At 67.0% G+C, this 21,018-nt stretch carries 24 protein-coding genes; 13 read left to right on the top strand and 11 right to left on the bottom strand.

The features are described 5' to 3' along the window. The 4 genes from MUG95_RS11895 to MUG95_RS11880 are packed head-to-tail and all read left to right on the top strand — an operon-like array spanning position 1 to position 1,759. Entirely contained in the window at positions 1-744 is a 744-nt protein-coding gene (locus MUG95_RS11895) for a tRNA (adenine-N1)-methyltransferase (RefSeq protein ID WP_247007877.1), read from the top strand. Positions 745-749: 5 nt separating this feature from the next. Continuing rightward, positions 750-1,133, top strand: coding sequence for a hypothetical protein (locus MUG95_RS11890; protein WP_247007875.1), 384 nt, complete (start codon positions 750-752; stop codon positions 1,131-1,133). A gap of 46 nt (positions 1,134-1,179) precedes the next feature. Further along, entirely contained in the window at positions 1,180-1,398 is a 219-nt protein-coding gene (locus tag MUG95_RS11885; protein ID WP_247007873.1) for a hypothetical protein, read from the top strand. Continuing rightward, on the top strand, positions 1,391-1,759 hold the full coding sequence (locus tag MUG95_RS11880; RefSeq protein WP_247007871.1) for a hypothetical protein: 369 nt from the start codon (positions 1,391-1,393) through the stop codon (positions 1,757-1,759). The genes MUG95_RS11885 and MUG95_RS11880 overlap by 8 nt, the downstream gene beginning before the upstream one ends. Here MUG95_RS11880 and MUG95_RS11875 read toward each other — a convergent pair. Then, the gene (locus MUG95_RS11875; RefSeq protein ID WP_247007869.1) at positions 1,756-2,361 is read right to left on the bottom strand and encodes a DUF6517 family protein; all 606 of its coding nucleotides are present in this window, start codon (positions 2,359-2,361) and stop codon (positions 1,756-1,758) included. The genes MUG95_RS11880 and MUG95_RS11875 overlap by 4 nt on opposite strands. After that, the gene (locus MUG95_RS11870) at positions 2,361-2,684 is read right to left on the bottom strand and encodes a transcription factor S (protein ID WP_247007867.1); all 324 of its coding nucleotides are present in this window, start codon (positions 2,682-2,684) and stop codon (positions 2,361-2,363) included. The genes MUG95_RS11875 and MUG95_RS11870 overlap by 1 nt, the downstream gene beginning before the upstream one ends. A 133-nt stretch (positions 2,685-2,817) precedes the next feature. On the opposite strand from MUG95_RS11870, the gene MUG95_RS11865 reads away from it, so the two are divergent. Then, positions 2,818-4,116 (top strand): MFS transporter, encoded by a 1,299-nt coding sequence (locus MUG95_RS11865; protein WP_247007859.1) that lies wholly within the window; start codon positions 2,818-2,820, stop codon positions 4,114-4,116. 41 nt (positions 4,117-4,157) lie between these two features. After that, on the top strand, positions 4,158-4,718 hold the full coding sequence (locus MUG95_RS11860; RefSeq protein WP_247007857.1) for a mechanosensitive ion channel family protein: 561 nt from the start codon (positions 4,158-4,160) through the stop codon (positions 4,716-4,718). A 1-nt stretch (position 4,719) separates the two neighbouring features. Here MUG95_RS11860 and MUG95_RS11855 read toward each other — a convergent pair whose 3' ends face one another. The 3 genes from MUG95_RS11855 to MUG95_RS11845 all read right to left on the bottom strand — a co-directional run bounded on the left by MUG95_RS11855 (position 4,720) and on the right by MUG95_RS11845 (position 7,900). Continuing rightward, the gene (locus MUG95_RS11855; protein WP_247007850.1) at positions 4,720-5,595 is read right to left on the bottom strand and encodes a Yip1 family protein; all 876 of its coding nucleotides are present in this window, start codon (positions 5,593-5,595) and stop codon (positions 4,720-4,722) included. A 79-nt stretch (positions 5,596-5,674) separates the two neighbouring features. Further along, positions 5,675-7,024 carry an alkaline phosphatase family protein gene (locus MUG95_RS11850; protein ID WP_247007848.1) on the bottom strand — a complete coding sequence of 450 codons (1,350 nt, stop codon included), beginning with the start codon at positions 7,022-7,024 and terminating at the stop codon, positions 5,675-5,677. A gap of 342 nt (positions 7,025-7,366) precedes the next feature. Further along, positions 7,367-7,900, bottom strand: a complete 534-nt coding sequence (locus MUG95_RS11845; protein WP_247007840.1) for an inorganic diphosphatase — start codon at positions 7,898-7,900, stop codon at positions 7,367-7,369. A gap of 276 nt (positions 7,901-8,176) precedes the next feature. Between MUG95_RS11845 and MUG95_RS11840 the strand changes: the two genes are divergently transcribed. Then, the gene (locus MUG95_RS11840; protein WP_247007838.1) at positions 8,177-8,536 is read left to right on the top strand and encodes a PadR family transcriptional regulator; all 360 of its coding nucleotides are present in this window, start codon (positions 8,177-8,179) and stop codon (positions 8,534-8,536) included. Here MUG95_RS11840 and MUG95_RS11835 read toward each other — a convergent pair. Next, complete coding sequence (locus MUG95_RS11835; protein ID WP_247007836.1) at positions 8,517-9,128, bottom strand: DUF7108 family protein; 612 nt, start codon at positions 9,126-9,128, stop codon at positions 8,517-8,519. The two genes, MUG95_RS11840 and MUG95_RS11835, sit on opposite strands and share 20 nt — an antisense overlap. Beyond that, positions 9,121-9,714, bottom strand: a complete 594-nt coding sequence (rnhA, locus tag MUG95_RS11830) for a ribonuclease HI (protein ID WP_247007834.1) — start codon at positions 9,712-9,714, stop codon at positions 9,121-9,123. The genes MUG95_RS11835 and rnhA overlap by 8 nt, the downstream gene beginning before the upstream one ends. Positions 9,715-9,908: 194 nt before the next feature. Here rnhA and MUG95_RS11825 point away from each other — a divergent pair, with 194 nt between their 5' ends. Beyond that, on the top strand, positions 9,909-10,877 hold the full coding sequence (locus MUG95_RS11825; protein ID WP_247007826.1) for a transcription initiation factor IIB: 969 nt from the start codon (positions 9,909-9,911) through the stop codon (positions 10,875-10,877). A 4-nt stretch (positions 10,878-10,881) separates the two neighbouring features. Here MUG95_RS11825 and MUG95_RS11820 read toward each other — a convergent pair whose 3' ends face one another. Beyond that, complete coding sequence (locus tag MUG95_RS11820; RefSeq protein WP_247007817.1) at positions 10,882-12,585, bottom strand: sensor histidine kinase; 1,704 nt, start codon at positions 12,583-12,585, stop codon at positions 10,882-10,884. Positions 12,586-12,738: 153 nt separating this feature from the next. On the opposite strand from MUG95_RS11820, the gene nreA reads away from it, so the two are divergent. Next, the gene (gene nreA / locus MUG95_RS11815; protein WP_247007809.1) at positions 12,739-14,004 is read left to right on the top strand and encodes a DNA repair protein NreA; all 1,266 of its coding nucleotides are present in this window, start codon (positions 12,739-12,741) and stop codon (positions 14,002-14,004) included. Between the two features lie 15 nt (positions 14,005-14,019). Here the strand turns inward: nreA and MUG95_RS11810 are convergent, their stop codons facing one another. From MUG95_RS11810 to MUG95_RS11800, 3 genes are all read right to left on the bottom strand, one after another. Then, the gene (locus MUG95_RS11810) at positions 14,020-14,457 is read right to left on the bottom strand and encodes a DUF302 domain-containing protein (protein WP_247007807.1); all 438 of its coding nucleotides are present in this window, start codon (positions 14,455-14,457) and stop codon (positions 14,020-14,022) included. A gap of 131 nt (positions 14,458-14,588) precedes the next feature. After that, positions 14,589-14,879: a DUF5789 family protein gene (locus tag MUG95_RS11805; RefSeq protein ID WP_247007795.1), complete on the bottom strand. Its 291-nt coding sequence runs from the start codon at positions 14,877-14,879 to the stop codon at positions 14,589-14,591. Positions 14,880-15,112: 233 nt separating this feature from the next. Next, positions 15,113-16,192, bottom strand: coding sequence for a tubulin/FtsZ family protein (locus tag MUG95_RS11800; RefSeq protein WP_247007792.1), 1,080 nt, complete (start codon positions 16,190-16,192; stop codon positions 15,113-15,115). A gap of 85 nt (positions 16,193-16,277) precedes the next feature. Between MUG95_RS11800 and MUG95_RS11795 the strand changes: the two genes are divergently transcribed. From MUG95_RS11795 to MUG95_RS11780, 4 genes are read left to right on the top strand one after another with little or no spacing between them, the layout of a single operon-like run. Then, on the top strand, positions 16,278-16,868 hold the full coding sequence (locus MUG95_RS11795; protein WP_247007789.1) for a DUF7310 family coiled-coil domain-containing protein: 591 nt from the start codon (positions 16,278-16,280) through the stop codon (positions 16,866-16,868). Then, a complete protein-coding gene (locus tag MUG95_RS11790) occupies positions 16,868-17,371 on the top strand; it encodes a DUF7311 family protein (RefSeq protein WP_247007787.1) in 504 nt (167 codons plus the stop codon). Before MUG95_RS11795 ends, MUG95_RS11790 begins: the two co-directional genes overlap by 1 nt. 20 nt (positions 17,372-17,391) lie before the next feature. Further along, the gene (locus MUG95_RS11785; RefSeq protein ID WP_247007785.1) at positions 17,392-19,287 is read left to right on the top strand and encodes an ATPase, T2SS/T4P/T4SS family; all 1,896 of its coding nucleotides are present in this window, start codon (positions 17,392-17,394) and stop codon (positions 19,285-19,287) included. After that, positions 19,284-20,993 (top strand): type II secretion system protein, encoded by a 1,710-nt coding sequence (locus tag MUG95_RS11780; protein WP_247007775.1) that lies wholly within the window; start codon positions 19,284-19,286, stop codon positions 20,991-20,993. The genes MUG95_RS11785 and MUG95_RS11780 overlap by 4 nt, the downstream gene beginning before the upstream one ends. Positions 20,994-21,018 lie beyond the last annotated feature (25 nt).

Raw genomic sequence — 21,018 nt, 5'->3', positions numbered from 1 at the left:
GTGGCCGTTCTGCTGGTCCGGGACGACCGCGAGTACCTCCTCGAACGCGGCGAGCGACTGGAGACCGACCTCGGCATCCTCACCGTGCCAGAGGACGCACAGGCAGGCGAGACAGTCACCACGCACCTCGACGAGGCGTTCACCGTCCGCGAGTTGCGCGGCCCGGACTGTTTCGCCCACTTCGAGCGCACCGGCGCGCCGATGATGCCCCGCGACATCGGCCTCGTGATGGGTCACACCGGCATCACCGGCGGTGACCGTGTCCTCGATGCCGGGACCGGGACGGGCGTCCTCGCGGCGTACATGGGCCGGGCCGGTGCCGATGTGGTCACCTACGAACGGGACGCCGAGTTCGCGGAGGTAGCCCGCGAGAACATGGCACTCGGGGGCGTCGCCGACAGCGTGGACGTGCGGACCGGCGACGTGACCGACCACCTCGACGACCTCGGTTCGTTCGACGCCCTGACGCTCGACACCGAGGACGCGGCGTCGGTGGTCGAGCACGCGAGCGACCTCCTCGTTCCGGGCGGCTTCCTCGCCGTCTACTCGCCGTTCGTCGAGAGCGCGCGTGACGTGGTCGGGGCGGCCCGCGAGGCCGGACTGGCCGACATCGAGTCCTTGGAGACCATCCAGCGCGAGATGGACTTCGACGAACGCGGGTCCCGGCCGTCGACGGCAGGTGTCGGACACACGGGGTACCTCATCTTCGGTCGCAATCCCGGGAACCCGCCGACGGAGGACTGAATACAGTGACCGACGGCACCACTCTCGTCGACCTGCTCGACGACGTGTTCACGCTGACGACGAAAGAACCGATAGAGGCCGTCGCGAACGTCGCGATTCCGCTGGAGGGGGCAGACATTCATGTCCCGTCGGTCACCGGCCCGGTTCACGTCGAACTGGAGACGCTTCGGGACGCCATCGACCTCGTGCGGAATCAGCAGGCACTCCTCCACCGTCTCGACGAAGCGTTGACTGCGGGCGGGTACACCGCGGAGGTGTACGTCGTCGAGACGCAGGTCGGACTACTCGGTGCGGATGCCGACCCCGGCCGAGTTAGTCGGGTCGTCGGTGACGGGAAGACGGAGATTCTCGGCCGCGGCGTGGCCAGGGCGGCCGTACGGTCGCCGTGAGGCGTGCGTAGGTATAAGTCGGTTCCACACGACACTTGTTAGCACGATGAGCGACGCTGACTCAGGCGAGCATATGGAAGAGACGACGAACTGGCCAGACCTCGCTATCGGCCTCTACGAGCGGTTGACTGGGCGGGGCGCGGAGATAACGTACGTGTTCGATGACCTCGAGGTTGCCGTCCCGAGCAAGACAGGTGACGACGCGGAACACGCACACTGGCAAATAGACGGGACCGTCAGTATCACTACAGAAGAGCGTGACTGAACGTGCCGTTGACGCGGTGCTGGCAGCCGCCACTGACCACCCCGACCTGACGGTAACGGCCGACCTCACGGTGCAACGTGGCGGCGTCGAAATCACGGTGACGTCCTACACCGACCTCGTCCGTGTAGAGTTCGAGTCGCTGACCGACGCCGTGCGTTTTGTCCGAGTAAACGAGGGAGCGTTGGAGACGCTCCTCGCCGGGACAGTCGCAACTGGGCTGACCGTGGCGGTCCACATCGGCCGGTCGCGTGTCGCGTTGCTAGGGACTGACGCGGCTCCCGGGCCTCTCACTCGGCGACTCGTCGGCGAGCGGACACAGGTGTCCGTCCCCGGACTCGTGCAGGCCGCTCTCCCCGTCTAGCGGACGCTCCGAATGAGGTCGAGCAGTTCGTCGTGAAACGCGTCCGGGTCGATGTCGATGCCCGGCACCTCCATGCCGACGATGTCCGCGAGCGACCGCGCCGGGTAGGCACCGCCAGCGAGGCGGAACTCGCCGCTGGTCGTCCAGACGGCGACGTGGCCCTCCACGTCCACGTCGATTATCGACGTATCGACCGTCGCGTCGTAGGAGGTGAGGAAGGCACTCCCGCCGGTACCGGCACTGATGCGTCGCCGGTTCGTCTCGGTGACGTTCCGGAACCCGCGCTCGCGGAGGGTATCGACGAACTCCGAGTTGGCCTCGGCCTCGACAGTGGAGAAGACGGCGGCGGGACCGACCGCCGGGGGGAGCGTCGGCGTGAACTCCAGTCTGGTGGCGAAGAAAAACCGCCACATACGGTCGACGGAACCACCGGAGAGGTCACGAATCGTCGTCCGCAAGTCGTCGTCGTCGTAGACGGCGGTGTGGCCGACGATTTCGGCCACCGGCAACTGGAACACCGTCTCGCTGGTCCGGTCGGTACAGGTCCACCTGTCGAGGTGGTCGCCGGACACCCGTGGCATCCCGTCCCCGCCGTCAGCCATCAGTGGTCGTCCTCACGCCACTTGTGTTCACACTCTGTACAGGTGAAGAATCGCGTCTCGCTCTCGTCGGCCGCGCGTATCTGCTTCATCTCGTAGAACGCCCGGTCGTTACCACATTCGGGACAGTGGACTTCCGTCGTCGGCCCGATGTCCTCGGCGTCCACGTCGGAGGTGTCGATGACCTCGCTCTCCTCCTGTGCGGACGTGGTCGTCATCGCCGCTTCTTCCTGGGCGTCGCGCGCTTTCTCGTACCCGCAACTCCCGCAAACCCACACACCGTCTTCGGTTTTCATCATCGAACCGCACTCGTCACAGAACTCCATGGTGGCCACAGTTAACGCGGTGGGTAATAAAATCCCGTCGGATGCGCGGGCCGCCGGGAGACACCGACACCCACAACCGTCCGACACGACGGAATGAAAACCGTCATCCCGCCGGCACCGTACCTACGGACAGATGGTACTCGGTACGGACAGGCGCGTCCTCGTGTTGGCACTCGCGCGGATGGCCGACGCAATCGCGAACTCGTTTCTCATCATCGTCCTGCCGCTGTACGTCGCGAGCGGTGCCGTCTCCATCGAGGCACTGGTCGGGACGCGCGTGCTCGGCCTCGTCGTGACGGAGGAGTTACTCATCGGCGTCGTCCTCTCGCTGTTCGGGTTCCTCAACAGCCTCTCACAGCCGTTGACCGGCCGCCTCTCGGACCGAACCGGGCGGCGGCGGGTGTACATCCTGTTCGGCCTCGGGTTGCTCGCGGTGGCGAGTGCCGGGTACCTCGTCGTCGAGTCCTACTACGCGGTGGTCCTCGTCCGGGCACTGCAGGGTATCGGCGCGGCCTTCACCATCCCCTGTACCATCGCGCTGGTGAACGAACTGGCGACTACCGAAAGCCGTGGCGGCAACTTCGGCCTGTTCAACACCTTCCGGCTGCTCGGGTTCGGGTTCGGTCCCATCGTCGCGGGAACCGTCGTCGCCGCTGGGCCGTACGAGTTCGCCGTCGCCGGCGGGGGGACGCTCTCGGGGTTCGACGCCGCGTTCCTCGTGGCCGTGTTCGGCGCAGTCGTCAGTTTCGGCCTCGTGACGCTGTTCGTCTCCGACACCGAGGGGACGACGGCGAGCGCGGGGGACGACATCAGCCTCGCCGTGCGTGACCCGGACGGCACCCATCTGCTCGACCCGGTGTTCACCCTCGCCGTCGCGACGCTGTGTATGGCTATCGGCATCGCGCTGTTCGCCACGCTCCAAGAGACCATCAACACACGGCTCGACCAACCCCCGTTCCTGTTCGGCGCGCAGTTCGCCGCCGTCGTGCTGGCGAACGTCGTCTTTCAGATACCTGTCGGCCGCGCCAGCGACCGGTTCGGGCGGCGGCCCTTCCTCGTCGTCGGGTTCGCGTTGCTGGTCCCGTCGGTTCTCGCACAGGGCATCGTCACCACAACGGGCGGGATGCTCGTCGCCCGTATCCTCCACGGCGTCGCCGTGGCGATGGTGTTCGCACCGGGACTCGCGCTGGCGGGTGACCTCGCCACGGAGGGCCAGTCGGGGACGCAACTCTCGCTGTTGACGATGGCGTTCGGTCTCGGGACGGCACTCGGACCGCTCGCCTCGGGCTATCTGGTACGGTTTGGCTTCGTCGTCCCCTTCGCCTTCGGGGCCGGACTGGGCGTCCTCGGACTCCTCCTCGTCGTCACACAGGTCGAGGAGACGCTGCCGGGCGCGGCGGAACCGGACGAGAGCGCGGTCCCGCAGGACTGACCGGGGCAACCACTATGCCGTCGCCGCCACAGCCACGAGACATGTCCGCCGCACAAATCATCACAGACACGATAAACGAGTTCGTCGCCAGCATTCTCGGTGCGATTCCGAAACTACTCAGCGGACTCCTCTTCCTGCTCCTCGCGTACGTGGTCATCAAACTCGTGACGCGCGTCCTGCGTGCCACGTTGGTACGCGCGTATCCGGGCGACCAGTCGCTAGTCGCGGACCTCGGCGTTCTGGTCGCCACCGTCTTCCTCTGGTTCGGTGCCGGGTTGACCCTCCTCGGCATCGTCGGCCTCGGCGGCCTAGCGGCGAGTCTCGGCACCGCCGTCGGGTTCGTCGCACTGGGCATCTCCTACGCGCTCTCGGAGATGATAGAGGACACCGTCGCCGGCGTCTACCTCCTCAAGGACCCCGATTTCAACCCCGGCGACACCGTGACGGCGGGGTCGACGACGGGAGTGGTCACGGCCATCGGCCTCAGAAAGAGTCGGTTCGAACTCGACAGCGGCGACACGGCCGTCGTGGCGAACCGTGACGTGGAGTCGAAGTGGATCAAGAAAGCGGACGGCGACGAACCGTCGGCGAACGCGTCCTGACTCAGTTGTTCGCCTGCCACTCCTCGCAGGACTCCATGTCGTTCATGACCTCCTTGTGGAGCGTACAGGCCGGGCGAATCTCTCCGTCGACGCGCACGTACTGGAAGTGCTCGCAGTTCCCACAGTAGGGGTCGGGTTGGCCGCGGGGCGTCGAGACGCTATCAATTGGGTCGGGACTGGGCGTGTCGCCGCCACCGGTGTCTGCCGTGGCCGCCCCGCCGTCGCTCGCGGCCCGCACCTCAGCACCGGTCGCGCTCTCTGCCTCGTAGAGCGGTTCCTCGCGGTTGGTCTGGGTCGCCACGTCGCCCTCGGGGTCCCGGCCGAACAGGCCGACGCCGCTGAAGCCGGGGACGGAGCCGGTGATTTCGAGGACGCGTGTCGTCCCCGCGTCGGTGACCTCCATCCGCACCGTGCCGCCGGGGTCGGTGCGCGTCTTGAAGTTCGCCACCGCGAGGAACAGACACCAGAACGTCGTGATGGCACCGACGAAGTAGACGACGACGACGGGGAGCGTCAGGTCGAGCGGTGCCGGTGACCCGACCCAGTGACGCGGGTACGCCGCCCGGAACAGCGTCACGCCCAGCACCGTGAGACTCCCGCCGATGAGTGCCGCGGCGCGGGTCCGACGGCTGGCCGGGAGGAGTGCGAAACTCCCGAGGAAAGCCGCGGGCACGCCCAGCCCGGCGAGAATGCCGGCGAGTTCGCGAGCCTCGAACGTCCCGAGGCCGAAGGTGTCGGCGATACTCGTCGTGGCGATGGCGATGCCGGCCACGACGAAGAGCGCGCCGACGGCGAACAGTCCCAGCCCGAAGTACACCCGTCGACGGCTGGCGACGATGCCGACGCCGCGTTCGTACACGTCGGTCAGGTCAGTCATGCGGGCGACTACGCGGCCAGTCCACAAAACAACCCGTCAGACGCCCGTCAGACCGAGCGTATGTCCGGGAAAGACTGGTTCAGGACGTGAGCAGACTCGACCCGTCGAACTCCGTGCGGTCGTAGTCGAGGTCGAGGAGTTCGAGCATGGTCGGCGCGATGTCGTAGAGGTCGGCATCCTCGATGCGAGCGTCGTCGTCGTCGACGAACAGGCAGGCGTTGTCGAAACTGTGCATCCCGTTGCGCGGACCGGTAGTGAACACCTCCTTTTTGCCCTTGAACCCGGACTTGAGGTCGAAACCGTGGTTCGGGACGACGGTGAGGTCGGGCGCGATGTCCGAGTGGTCGCCGCGGTAGGCCTCTTCTCTCGTGACCACGCGGTCGGCGACGGGCGTCCCGTCGGGGCCTTCGAGTGCCTCCAGTTCGGCCTGTAGTTCGTCACGCACCGCTTCGTACTCGTCTTCGGGGACGCCGCCCTTGGGTTCGCGGCCCTCCACGTTGATGTAGAAGCGACCGGGGATGAGCGAGTAGGCACGGGCGTCCTCGCTGATGTCACCGAGTTCGTCGTGGTCCTCGTTCTCGAAGGAGAGCCAGCCCTCACGCTGGAGCCACGCGTTGCAGTTGACCTCGTGGTGGAGCGTGGTGAATCCGTGGTCGGAGGCGACGACCATCGTCACGTCGTCGGGGAGCATCTCGCGGAGTTCACCGAGATACTGGTCGACCTTCCGGTAGAACTCGAGGAACTCCTCTTTGTACTCGCCGTCGTGTTCGTAGTCTTTGAACAGGAAGTGGTTGACCCGGTCGGTGGTCATGAACACGCCGAAAAACAGGTCCCAGTCGTCCTGTTCGACGTAGTGCTTGAACGCCTCGTGGCGCCGGTCGAGCGTCTCGTGAGCGTCCTCGATGAACTCCGCCTTGTCGTCCTGGTGGCCGAGCTTGGCGTTCACGTCGATGCGGTAGTCCGACTCCTCCAGCACCTCGCGGAGTTCGTCGGGGTAGGCGGCCTTGTCGATGCCCGGCGAGAGAAACCCCGAGACCATCCGTTGAACGTCACGCTGTGGCGGGAACGTGACGGGGACGTTCATCACCGTCGCGCGTCGCTCGGCGTCGTGAACGCGGTCCCAGAGGCGCGTCGCCTGTACGTCCCGCCCCATCGGGACGTACGTCTCGTAGGAACCGATTTCTCGGTCTTGGAAGCCGTAGACCCCGGTCTGGCCGGGATTGACGCCGGTCGTGAGAGCCGGCCAACAGGCACTCGACTCGGGCGGGACGATGCTGTCGATGGCACCACCAGCCCCGGACTCCGCGATGGCAGCGAGGTTCTCGAACTCGTCGAAGTGCTCCGCGAGCATACTGTACGGCACCCCGTCGATACCGAAGAAGGCGACGCGGGGACCGTCGTCACCGCGAAGCCGGTCGAACAGACCCATGGAGGGCGTTACCGGAGACGGGCACAAGAAACTTCGTTTCGCGGCCGGAAGCGGTGGGACTCGCCAACACCGGCAAGGTCTGCCGCTCTAGGCACCCGTGAGCGAGCGAGCAGGGCCGTCGTCGGACTCCTCGGTGTCCTCGTCCGGGTCGAAGTTCTCGGGGACGACAGTGGGGTGATACATCCCGCCGGAGTGGTTCGTCGCCATGTTCGAAGGGAGGCTCTCCACGGGCTAAAGATTACCCATAAGCATAACACATTCGGCGGTCGTCGGTGATTACCGGCAGGTATTGTCGGCGTGGCGTCGGCGACGGGAGCGGGCCGGGCGGCGGCAACCCGGTCGTCAGGCGAACTCGTCTTCGTAGAGGTCCATCGCGTGTTCGATGGCGTCTTTCGCGGCCGCGCGGTCCTCCCACCCGAGCGTCTCGACTTCCTTGCCCGCTTCGAGGTTCTTGTACGTCGCGAAGAACTCGTCTATCTCGTCGAGCAGTTGCTGGGGGATGTCCTCGAGGTCCTCGATGTGGTCGTAGCGGGGGTCCTCAGTTGGAACGGCGATGACCTTGTCGTCCTGTTCGCCGTCGTCGTCCATCTTCATCAGCGCGACCGGACGTGCCTCGACGACACAACCGGGGAAAGTGGCGTCCTCGACCAGCACGAGCACGTCGAAGGGGTCCTCGTCGTCGTAGTACGACTGCGGGATGAACCCGTAGTCGCTGGGGTAGTGGACGTTCGAGTGGAGCACGCGGTCCAGCACGACGCCGGGCACGTCCTTGTCGTACTCGTACTTGTTGCGCTCGCCCTTCAGACACTCCACGACTGCGTATATCTCCTCGGGCGGGTTCGGGCCGGTTTCGAGGTCTTCCCAAAGGTTCGTCATCGGCCGGGACTGCGTGAGGTGGTCAAAAAGTCCTTTCGTAATCGACTTCAACTGGGGCCAGCCAGCGACACACAGGCGGCGGAACGCGTTTCGTTGCGGGGCACAACCAGCGTAATCATTCGGATATATTCGCCGGTGGTTTAGTGCCGTCGTGTGGGTAGTCGCAGTTTCGAACCGACCTGTGTTAAACAGAATACGGGGTTGAAGTGTGCGAAAATAGGCGTATTTCCGTGTTGTTTAACAAGCGTTAAATGCCTAGGTGACATTCGTCTAAGTATGTCAGAGTCACAAACAGTCGTTGACGACGATGACGTAGTGCGAGAACTGACAGCGTTCCAACAGAACATCCTCGTCATTCTCAGCGAAGAACCGCGATACGGTCTCGCGGTCAAACGTGAACTCGAAGACTACTACGGCTCCGAGGTCAATCACGGCCGTCTCTACCCGAACCTCGACGACCTCGTGGAGGTGGGACTCGTCGAGAAGAGCGAACTCGACAAGCGGACCAACCAGTACGCGCTGACCGAGACGGGGCACGATGCCCTCCTCGACCAGTTCGGTTGGGTGTTCGACCGGTTCGTCACCGACGACGAGCGTGCCGAGGAACTCGCCGCGCTCATCGAGCAGGCCCAGTAACCGACTCCCCGACATCGAGCGCGAGCCGGACCGATTTTTCTACGGCGTCGCGCTCCCGGTCACTCGGCCACGCGTTCCGTGGGTAGTACTCCGTCAGGAACTCCGCTATCTCGTCGTCCGTCGCCGACTCCAGCGGTCGCGCGTAGTGGTTCCCCATGAAATCGGCGAACGCTGCGGCGTTGGCCCCGTGAACGTCGCCGTGTTCGGCCTCGACTCGTTCGACTATCGCGCGATTGTGCGCGTCGATTTCGTCCCAGTCGTCGGCCTCGCCCGGGCCGTCGAGCGGTCGCTCGACACCGCGGTCAGTGTCCTCGATTTCCTCGACTTGTACGAGTCCGTCTTCGACCCACTCCTCGGGGTAGAGGACGAGGACGTTCCGCGTGTCGTCTTCGCGGATGCGAGCCGTGTACTCGTGGTCGGCGAGCAGTACCGCCCGCTCCTCGCGGTACGCGGTCGCCGCGGCGTCGTCGACCGCCTCGCGGGCGAGGTGTGTGAGTCGCTCCGCTTCCGCGACCACGTCCGGGGGGAGGTCGCCGGTGTCGTCACTCGCGTACTGGTCGCCGGTCCCCGCGTCGTCTGTCTCCTCAGTCATGGTCGAGTGCGTCGTTTGCGAGGTCGTCGGCGCGTTCGTTTATCTCCCGCGGTACGTGGGTCAACGACCAGTCCTCGAACTCCCGGAGGAGTTCGTGGACGCGAACCCGTCGCTCGCGCAGGTCCGGGTCGTTGGTGTCGTACTCGCCACGAACTTGCTTGACGACGAGTTCCGAGTCCCCGCGCAGTTCCACGGTGTCGAACCCGTAGTCCCGAGCGACTTCGAGGGCGGCGATGAGAGCCTCGTACTCGGCACGGTTGTTCGTCGTCTCGCCGATACGGCGGTTCCCCTCCGTCACGATGCCGTCGCTCGTGACGACGACCCAGCCGATTGCCGCTGGTCCCGGGTTCCCGCGGGCGGCACCGTCGAAGTAGACGTGCGCCCGTCCGCCGCCGTCCCGGAGCAGTGCCTCGATTTCTTCGGGCGATTCTCCCTGTATCACTACCTTTCCCTCGTAGGCAACAGCAGTCGCGCCGCCGTGTTCGGCGCGCCACCGCTCGTGGTCGGTGTTCCCCTCTTCGACTGTGACGCCCGCGTCCGTCAGTCGCTCGCGGGCACCTCTCACGTCGCACTCGACGACGGGCATTGGCTGTCACTCACCAGTGCCCGGCCTTACCGCTTCTGGTCCGTATAGACGGTGTTACATCACCGAAATAACGTGTTCAACGGCCCGGAGAGGGTCCGTGACGGCCATCCAGCGAAGTCTGACGCCTGTCGAGCAAATCATAAAATAATTGTCCAAGTTTTTAAGTTGCCGCGAAAAGCTACTATAAAAATGCGATGACACGGTCCACCCGCCAGCGGGAGCGCGAGCGAGAACCGGAGACCGAACGAGCGGACGACCAAGAGGGGGTGCGTACTTGTCCGGAGTGTGACGCGGAGAGTATCGTCAAGGATGCGGACCGTGGCGAGTTGATCTGTGACGACTGTGGGCTGGTAATCGAGGAGGAGAACATCGACCCGGGACCGGAGTGGCGCGCGTTCAACCACAGCGAGCGCCAGAACAAGTCCCGCGTGGGCGCGCCCACCACCCAGACGATGCACGACAAGGGGCTGACCACCCAAATCGACTGGAAAGACAAGGACGCCTACGGCCGCTCTATCTCCTCGGAGAAGCGGAGTCAGATGCACCGGCTCAGGAAGTGGCAGGAGCGCATCCGCACGAAAGACGCCGGCGAGCGCAACCTCCAGTTCGCGCTCAGCGAAATCGACCGCATGGCCTCCGCGCTGGGCGTCCCGCGCTCCGTCCGTGAAGTCGCGTCGGTCATCTACCGCCGCGCGCTGAACGAGGACCTCATCCGTGGCCGCTCCATCGAGGGCGTCGCCACCTCCTGTCTCTACGCCGCCTGTCGGAAAGAGGGGATTCCGCGGAGTCTCGAAGAGATTTCGGACGTGTCCCGGGTCGAGCGCAAGGAAATCGGCCGGACCTACCGGTACGTCTCACAGGAACTCGGGCTGGAGATGGAGCCGGTCGACCCCAAACAGTACGTCCCGCGGTTCTGTTCGGAGTTGGACCTCAGCGAGGAGGTGCAGTCGAAGGCGAACGAAATCATCGACGAGACGGCCGAGAAGGGACTCCTCTCCGGGAAGTCGCCCACCGGCTACGCCGCCGCCGCCATCTACGCCGCCTCTCTCCTCTGCAACGAGAAGAAAACCCAGCGCGAAGTCGCCGACGTCGCCCAAGTCACCGAAGTCACCATCCGCAACCGCTATCAGGAACAAATCGAGGCGATGGGCATCCACAGCTAGCCGGTCACACAGGCTCCGCCGTCGGAGTCGACTCGTCGGCCGTCTCCTCCGACTTCGGTAACCGGACCGAGACAGTCGAGCCGGCGTCGGCCACCTCGAACGTCACGTCGCCGCCAAGCATCGTCACGCCCCAGTGAATCAGCCACAACCCGATGCCACTCGCGTGTTGGAGTGCCGACTCACGGCCGTTCTCGATGACCGCACGCTCGTGGCTCGGTATCCCGGGGCCGTCGTCACGGACGTTGAATCTGACCCACGCATCGGACTCGGTGGCGGAGATGGCGACCTGTGGGTTCGCGCTGTCGTTGTGCGTGATTGCGTTCTCGACGATGCTCGTGAACACCACGCTGAACAGTTCCGGGTCGACTTCGAGTCGGAGTGACTCGGGCACGTCGATGTCGACGGTGGCGTTCGTGTCTGCCCGCACGTCGTCGACGACAGTTTCGAGGAGTGGGCGCACCGAGACGAGTTGCGGAGCCACGTCGTCGAGGGCGCGCGTCGCCCAGCGGGCCTTTTGACTGAGCGTGACGAGTCGCTCCGACGTGGACCGGATGACCTCGGCGTGGTCTCGGTTCGAGGGGTCGGAGGTGTCCGCCGCCAACCGCTTCGCCCGCAACTGGACCACGTTGAGGTCGTTGCGGAGGTTGTGCCGCAGGATACGGTTCAGGACTTCGAGTCGCTGTTTGCGCTGGATTTCGGTCGTCACGTCCTGTACCGCGATGGTGTAGCCGCTGTGGGTGCCGCCCTCACTCTCGAACGGAGACAAGGAGAGTTTGTACGTCCGGATTTCACCGTTGACCGCCATCTCGAACTGTTGGTCGCCCTTGGAGAGGTCGATATCCGTGTCGAGGAGGTCGGAGACGGCTGACGCGTACGCCGTCTCGGTGTCGGTGTCGAGCAACCGTTCGCCGGCGGCGTTCAGGTCGATGACGCGGCCGTCCGCCGCGATGGTGATGACGGGCATCCCCAAGTCGTCGATGGCCGCCCGCTTGCCGGTCCGCTGTAAGCCGGCCGGGAGTTCCATTACGTCCCGGACGAACAGCGCGTACACGTCGAGGGCGAGGTGTGGGAAGAACGAAATCGGAATCAGATTCAACTGCGGGTACGGGCCGAGTTTGAACAGCCATGCGAGTCCGGCGACTAACGGAACCACCGGGGTGAGGGCCACGATGACGGCCTGTCGGAGCGACGAGGACGTGTAGTTGGTCGCGGTTTCGACGAGATTGAGCGACCCGATTCCGACGACGGTGTAGACGCCAGCCGTCACCAGAAACAGGAACGGCTGTATCTCGTAGCGAACCGTCGCCATCCCGGCCAGCGGGTCCATTCGGAACGACTCCCAGAGCAGGTGGTGGAACGGATTCGTCACCCCGACGAGAGTGACGAAGACGGCGAGCGTAGCGATTGCCAGAACCGGCCACCTGCGTATGAGGTGTTCACGACCAGTGTACGCGAGCGTGAACGACAGGAACGTGACTCCCGCCCACATGATGCACCCGAGCGTCGCCAGTTCCAGCAGCATCCGGGCCGTTTCGTCGAAGACGACCAACCCGGCCCCGTAGCACGCTTGGGCACCCGCCATGAACAGCAATGCGACGACCCAGTGCCCTGCACCCGGTCTGTCCGGCAACGTCCGGACGTACGCCGCGAGGCCGAGGGTCCCGGCACTCGCCACGAGGTGCGCCCACACCACCCAGTGTGCCACCATCAGTATCCGATTGGGTCAAACAGAGACGTTCGCTTAAACAATCCGGCCGACTCGCAGTTCGTAACCGGTTGGCAAACGAAGTATTGTCACGGTACAGGCGACACCGCCGACCACAGGATACATTCATAGGCACGAGCGACCAACCCCGAGTGAATGCGGCTCGACGAGTTCATCGAGGACTTCGAGCGCGACGAGGCGGCGGACCTGCGCCGCCTCGCCGAGGAGAAGTCCTACCGAGTGACCGAGTACCTCGACGACGTCGAGCAGCAACTGGACGAGCGCGTGCAGGGCGACGCGCTGTTCGGGTCGACCGCTCCCGAAATCTTCGTCGGTCGCTCGAACTACCCACGAGTCTCCACGGGCCTCCTCTCGCCCGTCGGCGGACCGGACACGGACCCAACGGACTTCGTGACGACCGGCGACTGGTACCGGCAGGGGTACGGCATCGAAGACGTGTTCCAGCGTCGGACCGGCCTGCTCAACTCCACACGGTCGGCGAGCGTGGACGTCGAGGACGTGTGGGACGGCTTCGTCGGCGTCCAGCGGGAGGTGGCCATCGCCGAGGACCCCGTGGACGTGGAAATCGGGCTGGACGGCCGCCCAGACCTCGACGTGGACCTCGACGACATCGGCGCGCCGCGCGGCCCGCGCGCTCGTGCACAGACCGCCGATCTCGCGGAGAACCCGTCGGTCCCGCGCGCCGTCGAGAAGACGCTCGAAGACGACGACTGGCAGGCCGAGGGTGCGATGACGTACCTCTATCGCCGTGGCTTCGACGTGTACGACATCAACACCATCCTCTCGGCCGGGGCGTTGGGCCGCGGGGAGAACCGCCGGCTCGTCCCGACCCGGTGGTCCATCACCGCGGCCGACGACACGGTGGGGAAGTATCTCCGGGGCACCGTCCACAACGCGCCGAGTATCGACCGGACCGAGGTGCGCGTCAACGAGTACATGGGCAACACCTACTGGGTCATCATGGCTCCGGGCGACTGGGAGTTCGAGTTGGTCGAACTGAAGGCTCCGGGGAGCATCTGGAACCCCGACCCCGAGGCCGGGATGTACATGGCCGCCGACAGCGAGGGCTACGAGGGTCGTACGGAGTACGTCGACGAAACCTCCGGCGCGTACTACGCCTCGCGGTTGGGGGTCCTCGAACACCTCCACGACCGTGGCCGACAGGCCAAGGTACTGGTCGTCCGCCACGCCTCGCCCGAGTACTGGGCACCCGTCGGCGTCTGGCAGATACGCGAGGGCGTCCGGCACGCCTTCGACGAGAGCGAGGTGGGCGAGGCGGAGAGCTTCCACGACGCCATCCGGGAACTCGCGCCGCGCTTCCCCGTCTCGCTGGCGCAACTCCGGCGCAAGTCCGAGATGGTGTCCGGCCTACAGGCGCGGTTAGGCGATTTCGGGCGGTAACACGGCGAGCCTCCTTCAGAGGTTCTCGAAGGCCTCGTCGACCAGTTCGCCGGTTTCGGCGACGATGTCGGCCCACTCGTCGTCGTCGGGTGCCATCCCGGTCAGCCGCGCGATGCGCATAATCGAGACGTGGTAAACCTGCTGGCGGCCGGGTTCCTCCTCCCACACGACGACGTTACAGGGCATCAACCCGCCGAGTTCCATCGCGGAGTCGAGTGCCCGGTCGGCCACGTCGGGGTTGCACGCCCCCAGCACGTAGTAGGGGTCGCGGTCGGCACCGATTTTCTCCGCGAGCATGTCGGAGACGGAGAACTCGACTGCGACACCGAACCCGGCGTCCGCGAACGTCTCGCGGACGTGTTCGATTGCCGCCTCGTGGTCCATCTCCAGGACCGCACGCTGTTCACCGATGTCTTCCGGGTCGACGACAGCCGGGTCTATAGGGAGCGTCATCGACTGGTGTACGACCGGTGCGGACAAAAGGCTCCCGTCGTGGGTCGTCCGTCCCCGCTCACTCGTTCCGAGGACCCGCCGTCTCGCAGTGAACTCGCTCGCTGTCCGCGGACTCGCTCCGCTCGTCCGCGCTACTCGTCTGCGGTCGGAACCGGGCCGGTTCCGACGACATCGCGGACGGCGTCCTCGAACTCTTGGCGTTTCTCGAAGTACGGCAGGTCCACGTCGTCGAGTACGTCCCCGAGTTCCTGCGGCCCGTCGGGGGTCCGGATGGTCGTCTCGCCCTCGCGGCGGCGGACCTCACTCTTCTCGATGCCCCACATCAGGCGCGCCGAGACGCGCGCCAGCGGCGCGCCCTCGACGGCCGCACCGTCGCCGAGTTCGACGGCGGGTTCTTCTGTCTCGGAGTCGTCGTCAGCCATACCCGAGCGTTCTCCGGGCCGCTGATTAGTCCTTTCGAAGGGAATTGCGGGGCAAGGGGTAGCGGTGTGGGGCGGTGGCGGTAGTGGTGCGGTACGGGGCGGTTACGAGTATCCGCGCGCCGCTGGCGCGCGGTTCACCGAACTCGCGGCATCGCCGCGAGTTCGGCGGTTTTTCCCCACGTTTTTGGGATGGGGGGTCGCCGGCGGCGACCCCCCGACGTAAAAAGTGGGTTCTAAAAGAGGTTGTCCAGTTCCTCGTTCTCGAAGTCGTCCACGGTGTCTTCGGGTTCTTGCTCGCGCCGCTTTGCGGCCTCGCTGGCGCGGTCCATGAACTCTTGGACGCGCTGGGACCCTTGCAGGCCGCCGAGCAAGACGAGGGTGGCGATGTTCTCGCTGTTGAGCGGGAAGTCACCGCCCCGGACTTCGAGGCTGCCGGTCTCCTCTTCGAGCCACTTGCGGGCGCGTTCGACGCCCTTGCGGGCGATTCGGTCGGGGTGGCCGGCGGCGACGAGGAGGGCGGTGTCCGCCTGCACGGCGTTGGGGAGCGACGTCCCGGTCAGGAGGGCTTTCCGGGCCGTCGAGGTGATGACGTTGATGTTCTCGCCGGCGTCCTCGTCGGCCTTCGCGGAGGCGTAGCCGAGCGAGGCGATGCCGCCGGTTTTGAGCGTGTTGATAATTTCCGAGGAGTCGACGACGCTCTCGCCGACGCCTTCGACGGCCTCACCGGCGGCCAGCAACAGGCCGACGCGCTCGGCGATGCGGTTGTTGATGGTGTCGAACCCTTCTTCGACGGATTCACCGGAACTGTGCCACGCGTCGTTGTCGATGAGGAGGAGGGAATCGGCTTCGCGGGTGAAGGTTTTGAGCGAGCGACCGGCGTTTGCTTGGTAGATCGCTCCCTCGTCGCGCCCGGGGAGGACACCGAGCCCGTAGATGGGGATGTCGTGGATTCGCTGGAGTTTCCGGGTGAGCATCGGCGCGCCACCGGAGCCGGTGCCACCGCCGAGGCCGGCGACGACGATGATAGCCTCGGCCTTGCTGGTGATTCGACCGTCGAGTTCGTCCATCACCTCGGTTGCCTCTTGCTGCATGATTTCGGCACCGAGTTCGTTGTCGCCACCGACACCGTGCCCTTTCACTCGGTCCTGACCGATGAGCATCGTGTCGATGTCGAGGTTTTGGAGGTCGGCGCGCGCGGTGTTGACCGCGAACGCGCCCATCACGGCACCGAATTCGCGGTTGTAATCGAACTCTGCGAGGGCCTGGGCTATCTTTCCGCCTGCTTGACCCACGCCAATCAGGGCGACCTTCATGTCGCCACCATCGTGACACCCACTATTCAAGCCTGCGGCGTAGGGTTCCCGAGCGTTCAAATGGGAACGGGCGGCCAGCACCGCCATGGTCGACATCGACGAGGTGGACGAGCGACTTCGTGCGGTGGAACGGGCACTGACCGACGACGGGCGGGACGGCACGGCACCCGAAGACGTGGCGTCACTCGCGGCGCGGCTCGATGCCGTCGAGGAACAGGTCGACGCACTCACCGACCGGGTGGACGAGTTGGCGGCCAGCACACAGGCCGTCCGTGGCTACGTCGGGAACGTCCGCTCCGTCAACCGTGACATCGAGCAACGGGCCGACGCCGCGCTCGCGGCGGTCGAGTCGCTCGAAACACGAGTCGAGGAGTCCAATGGGGAGAGTCAGGGAGCCGAGAGCCGTCACGAACCACGGCAACGAACCGGCCGACCACACGGAGCAGGGGGCACCGATGGTGCTGATTCCGGTGGCACGGACCAGAACAAGGACGTTGCGGGGCGGACCGCACGGCGCGTGATGGCGGAAGCGGCAGACCGGAACCAAACCGACGGGCCGGGGGACGAACCACCACGGCGACAGCGGCGGCGGGGCGGGCGTCCACCCGAGGAAGACGGGGAGACGGACCGAACCGACGACGGCGGACTGCTCGCCGGTCTGCGCGGGACGCTCTGATGCTCCGGGTCGTCCTCGCGGCCGTCCTCGCGTCGGCACTCGTCGGGACGGGGTTCGCCGCCCTCGACACCGCCTCCCGTGACCGGGGGAACGCGCGCGTCGCCGCGAGTGCCGAGCGCGTCACCGCCGCAGTGGCGGACCTGCGGGAACGGGCGGCTCCCGTCCCGCCGGACAGTCCCGGCGCGCGGCGAGTGGTGACCGTCCGACTCCCGGCACGGGACTACGCCACGGTTCCGGTGGAGTATTTCACAATCGGAGGGCGACCGGGCGAGGCACCGAACGGGGACGCCCCGGCAATAGCGTGGCAGGTCGAGGGTAGTCACGAGCGGACGCGTCAAGTGTCCGGTGCCCGCGTTGTCGGGGTGGATTCCCGGTCACCGCCGGGGCGGTTGGTTCTCGAAGCGGCCGGTCGGCACCGGCTGGCACTCACGCTAGTGGAGCGTGACGGACGGGAGACGGTTCTCGTCCGGCGACTCGAACGCGGCCCGAACGATTATACGTGAGAGCGAGGCCAGCGGCGGCCATGTCTCGACTGTTCGGTCGGTTCGCCGGTTCGGACGACGAACGCGACTGCGGCTGTGACCCGGCGTTCGAGGACGAGCGACTCGTCGTCGACGCGGACGGCTGTCCGGGAGCGGGACGGCTGGCGACCGAACCCGACTGCCGACGCACCGTCGTCGAGTACCTCCGTGAGCGCGACGCCGAGTCCATCACCACCGTCTCGGCTGGCATGGAGTGTGCCTACGAAGGTCCCGCCGCCGCGTTCCTCGTGGCCGCCGGTCGGTTCGCGGAGGCAGTCGCGGTCCACGACGCGGACCTCGCGATGCGGGCCTGCGTCGACCCGCTCGGGGCCGCACGCGCGGCGACCGGCCGCGCCGGCCCGGTGGCGACGCTCGCCGCCGAGACTGGGTTGACCGCGGGCGCGGCCCGTGCTGACGGCTACCGGGAGTTGCTCCGGCCGTACGTCGGCCCGACGGTCAGCCGGGCACGCATCGCCGCTCGGCCACCCGCCGACGCGAGCCTCGTCTCCGTCCGCGACATCGACACCGGCGCGACGGTCCGGGTGTACGACCGGTCCGACAGCGGGACCCGGCGGTACCACCTCGAACCAGTCGAACACGGGTTGGACCCGGACGCGACGGCGACGCTCGCGGCGGCGTACGACCGTCTCGCGTCGGGGGCGGTCGATGGCGGCGAGCGCGCACCCGGACGTGCGGTCAGGCGCGTCGCGGACGGAGACAGTGACGTGGCGACGCTGGAGGCGATACTCGGGAAACATACGACCGGATACGGGGTGTTGACCGACCTGTTCGCCGACGAGCGCGTCTCCGACGTGTTCGCCACCGCGCCGACGGCCGACAACCACCTGCGCGTCCGGTACGACGGGGACCTGCTGACGACGAACGTCCGCCTGACCGAGCAGGGCGTCTCGGCACTGGCGTCCCGGTTCCGTCGGGAGAGCGGCCGCGCGTTCTCGCGGGCGAGTCCTACGCTCGACGCGACGGCCGAGGTCGGTGGCCGCCGCCTCCGCGTCGCCGGGGTGAGCGACCCGGTCAGTGACGGCGTGGGGTTCGCCTTCCGTGCCCACGAGCGCGAGGCGTGGACGCTCCCCGCGCTGGTCGAAAACGGGACACTCCCGGCGGACGCGGCGGCACTGCTCTCGCTCGCCGTCGAACGCGATGCCGCGACGTTGCTGGCGGGGACCCGCGGCGCGGGGAAGACGACGCTTCTCGGCGCGCTCCTCTGGGAACTCCCTGCCACGACGCGGACCGTCGTCATCGAGGACACGCCGGAACTCCCGGTCGAGGCACTCCAGCGTGCCGACCGGGACGTACAGGCCCTCCGGACGGACGACGGCGGCGGCGGCGTCTCGCCGACGGCCGCGCTCAGAACCGCGCTCAGACTCGGGGAAGGCGCGCTCGTCCTCGGCGAAGTCCGCGGGGAGGAAGCGAGCGTCCTCTACGAGGCGATGCGCGTCGGCGCCAGCGGGAGTGCGGTACTCGGAACCATCCACGGCGACGGCGGCGCGGCCGTCCGCGAGCGGGTCGTCGCGGACCTCGGCGTCCCGGCCTCCTCGTTCGCCGCGACGGACCTCGTCGTGACCTGCGAACCGTACGAGACACCGGACGGCCGGGCGCGGCGGGTCAAATCCATCGAGGAAGTCGTCGCTGGACCCGACGGCCCCGCGTTCGTCCCGCTCTACGAACTCGCCGACGGTGCCCTCGTAGCGACCGGCGAGATAGCGCGGGGGAACAGTCGACTCGCCGAGACCCTGACACGTTCGGCGGAGGCCTACAACGACGTTCGTAAGCGACTCGATGCCCGGGCGTCGTGGCTCGCGTCGCTCGCCGACGACGGACGGACGGACACGGAGGGGGTCTGCACCGCACACGCGCGGCGTCGTGCGGGGACAGCATGACCGGGGGCTGGACCGCGCTGACGTGGCTGGCACGGCTCTACCCGGCCGATGTCGAGTCGAGCGACACGCTCGACCGGTCGCTCGGGTTCCTCGACGCCCCAATTCCACCAGAGACAGTCGTCAGGGCTGGTTACGGTGCGGCAGTGGCGACCGTCCCCGTCGTCGCCCTCGGACTGCTCGTCGTCCCGCCGCCACTCCTGCCGCTCGGCCTGTTGGTCGCGCTGGCCTGTCTCCTCGGCGTCGTCCACGCCGTCCACACCGCACCGCAGTTGCTTGCGACCGCACGCCGGACGCGGGCACTGGGGGACGCGCCCGCGCTCGTCGGGCGTGTCGTCCTCCGGATGCGCATCACACCGACGACGGAGACGGCGGCGGCGTTCGCGGCGGCGGAGGGACACGGACCGCTCGCCGACAGCCTCGCGGACCACGTTCGCCGCGCCGCCGGGCGGGCGGGGTCGGGCCTGCCGACGTTCTCCGCGGAGTGGGCGGAGTGGTTCCCGGCACTCCGGCGGGCACTCCTGCTCGTCGAGTCGGCGGACACCGCGCCAGCGAGCGAGCGCGAGCGGACGCTGGACCGGGGTCTCGAAGTCGTCCTCGACGGTGCGCGCGAGGAGATGGCCGAGTTCGCCGCCGGCTTGGAGGGGCCGACGACGGGGCTGTACGCGTTCGGCGTGTTGCTTCCGCTGGCACTCGTCGCGCTGTTGCCAGCCACGCGGATGGCCGGCGTCGCCGTGCCGCTCCCGCTCGTCGTGTTGCTCTACGACGTCCTGCTCCCGTGTGTCGTCCTCGCCGCGAGCGCGTGGCTCCTGTCGCGGCGGCCGGTGACCTTCCCGCCGCCTCGCATCGAGCGGCCGCACCCGGACCTGCCAGAGCGACGGTGGCCAGCAGTCGGCGTCGGCGTCGCCGGTAGCGTCGTCGGCTGGGTCGGTAGCACGGTGCTCGTCGGCGGGTGGACCGGCCCCCTCGCCGCGCTCGGGGTGGGTCTCGGGTCGGGACTGGTGGTCCACTACCGGGCGGTGAAGGCGGTCCGGGACAGGGTTCGAGCGGTCGAGGCGGGACTGACCGACGCGCTGTACTACATCGGGCGACGCGTCGAGGAGGGCCACGCCGTCGAGACGGCCATCGCCGCCGCGGCCGAGGAGGTGCCGGACGCGACGGGCGACGTGTTGGCCGACGCCGCGCGCCGTCAGCGACAACTCAAAGTCGGCGTCCGGGAGGCGTTTCTCGGCGACCACGGCGCGCTCGCACACGTCCCGAGTCCCCGGGCGCGAAGTACCGCGACGCTACTCGCACTCGCCGCCCGCGAGGGGCGACCGGCCGGGGGTGCCGTCGTGGCGATGGCGGACAACCTCTCGGAGATGGCCGCCGTCGAACGCGACGCACGTCACGAGACGGCGACGGTGACGAGCACGCTCGCGAACACGGCGGCCGTCTTCGGCCCGCTGGTAGCCGGCGCGACAGTTGCGATGTCCGACGGGATGGCCTTCGGCGGCGAACTGGCCGCGAGCGGCGGGCCGACGACAGCCGGGTTGGGACTCGCAGTCGGCCTCTACGTCCTCGCGCTCGCTGTCGTCCTGACAGTGCTCTCGACCGGACTGTCGCGGGGCCTCGACAGGGCACTCGTCGGCTACCGGGTCGGGGTGGCACTGCTTGCCGCGACGGTGACGTACCTCGTGACGGTGGCCGCCGTCGGTACCCTCCTGTAGGTTTAAATCGGAGGACGGAACCAGC

Source organism: Halorientalis litorea (assembly GCF_023028225.1).
Lineage (GTDB): Archaea > Halobacteriota > Halobacteria > Halobacteriales > Haloarculaceae > Halorientalis > Halorientalis litorea.
The sequence above is the reverse complement of the archived record's forward strand: the minus strand, read 5'-3'. Positions and strand labels throughout refer to the sequence as shown.